This window comes from Butyricicoccus sp. (assembly GCF_050872565.1).
In the GTDB taxonomy this organism is placed as follows: Bacteria; Bacillota; Clostridia; order Oscillospirales; family Butyricicoccaceae; genus Butyricicoccus_A.
Genome location: NZ_JBNMHC010000416.1, coordinates 1 through 1,747 on the forward strand (window position 1 = coordinate 1; position 1,747 = coordinate 1,747).

Below are 1,747 nucleotides of genomic sequence, written 5' to 3' on the forward strand. Positions count from 1 at the left end.
CCACAATGCGGTCGCAAACGTCCATGCCGGTGATAACACGGCCGAAGGCTGCATACTGGTTGTCCAGATGCGGAGCATCTTCTACCATAATAAAGAACTGCGAACCAGCGGAATTCGGATCCATAGCACGAGCCATAGACAAAACGCCGCGGGTGTGCTTCAGATCATTGTGGAAGCCGTTCATTGCGAACTCGCCCGGAATGGTGTATCCCGGACCGCCCATGCCAGTGCCTTCCGGATCGCCGCCCTGAATCATAAAGCCAGGGATAACGCGATGGAATGTCGTGCCGTCATAAAAGCCCTTGGATACCAGGCTAACAAAATTTCTTACCGTGTTCGGCGCAGTTTCGGCATACAGCTCGATCTGAATCTCGCCGCCATCTTCCATTTCAATGGTGACAATAGGATTTGTCATGAGAGTTACTGTCTCCTTTTTCTCTGCGGGATACCCGCGTTTGTGCTGAACGAATGCGCGCCAATTGCCGTGCATCCGCAGCTGTTTTCAAATAGATACTATATAGTATTGTAGCAAATCCACCCGCAAGTGACAAGGGCTTGCCGTGAATTTGTCCCGGATAATTGTTAATATTCCCGTACCGGCATAAGGATAGATGCCAAAATATATAACAGAATTCCCGCTCCGCTGCACACGGCGAGTGCCACCGTCAGCAGACGAATCACTGTCACGTCGATATTCAGATATGCGGCAATGCCATTGCACACGCCGAACAGCATTTTTCCCTGCTCAATCCGATATAATTTTTTCGGTTCCATGAAATGGCCTCCTTCTTTTCTTCCTGTATCTGTTTATTTTATGATAGCGTACCGGGTATCAGAAGTCAAGCTATGCACCGTTTTTTCACAGTTTATCCGCTTTTTTCCCGCCTATTTTCCAAGCCTGTGCATAACTTTCCGAGATTCGGGCAACCTATCGTTGTCTGATGATTACAATTGGATATTTTAGTCGAAATTATCACAAAAAGTGAAGTAATTTTTGATTACAAAGCGTACACTGTCATTTTGACAAAAGCCAGCGATCCAGATTTTTTTCCAAACAACCGGTAAATATAGGGGTTGCTGCCATGTTACCCCCGATATTTTGTGTTTGACTTGCCCGTTATCCACAAATGCACAAGGTTTTCCACCGTTTTTCACACGCTTCTGTGGATAACTCTGTGGAAATGTGGATAACTATTCGTATAAATATCTTTTGTCAATGCGATACATGATAAAATTTTACAAACAAAAGAGGTTTTTTGCATATGGCTGATACCAAAGAAGAAAAACAGCAGACAGCAAGTGACACTGGTTCCGTCACCACGCATTCCCCGCATGGAACCATTCACTGCATTACGATTATCGGAACCATTGAAGGGCATCAAGAAGCACCGGAAACGACCAAAACAACCAAATATGAACACGTTTTGCCCCAGCTCGCCGCAATTGAGGAGACACCGGATATTGACGGTCTGCTCATTCTGCTCAACACAGCAGGCGGGGATGTCGAAGCAGGTCTCGCCATCGCAGAGCTGATTGCCGGAATGCACAAGCCGACGATTTCGCTCGTGCTCGGCGGCGGACATTCTATCGGCATTCCGCTTGCCGTTGCGGCACAGCGCACGCTCATCGCCCCTTCTGCCTCCATGATGCTGCATCCTGTGCGCATCAGCGGCACGGTCATTGGTGCCCCGCAGACCTATGAATATTTTCGGCAGATCCAGACGCGCATCACGCGCTTTATCGTGGA

General features: G+C 48.0%; 3 protein-coding genes. 1 reads left to right on the forward strand and 2 read right to left on the reverse strand.

Going from position 1 to position 1,747, the window contains the following annotated elements:
• A partial coding sequence (locus ACR0P9_RS12025; protein WP_432620471.1) for a peptidylprolyl isomerase occupies nt 1-415 on the reverse strand: 415 nt, incomplete at its 3' end.
• A 167-nt stretch (nt 416-582) separates the two neighbouring features.
• On the reverse strand, nt 583-774 hold the full coding sequence (locus tag ACR0P9_RS12030) for a PspC domain-containing protein (RefSeq protein ID WP_432620473.1): 192 nt from the start codon (nt 772-774) through the stop codon (nt 583-585).
• A 488-nt stretch (nt 775-1,262) separates the two neighbouring features.
• On the opposite strand from ACR0P9_RS12030, the gene ACR0P9_RS12035 reads away from it, so the two are divergent.
• On the forward strand, nt 1,263-1,747 hold a 485-nt coding region (locus ACR0P9_RS12035), incomplete at its 3' end, for a ClpP family protease (RefSeq protein ID WP_432620475.1).

Excerpts from the sequence above, each read along its gene's own strand:
- ACR0P9_RS12030 (WP_432620473.1), bottom strand. The coding sequence starts at position 774 with ATGGAACCGAAAAAATTATATCGGATTGAGCAGGGAAAAATGCTGTTC.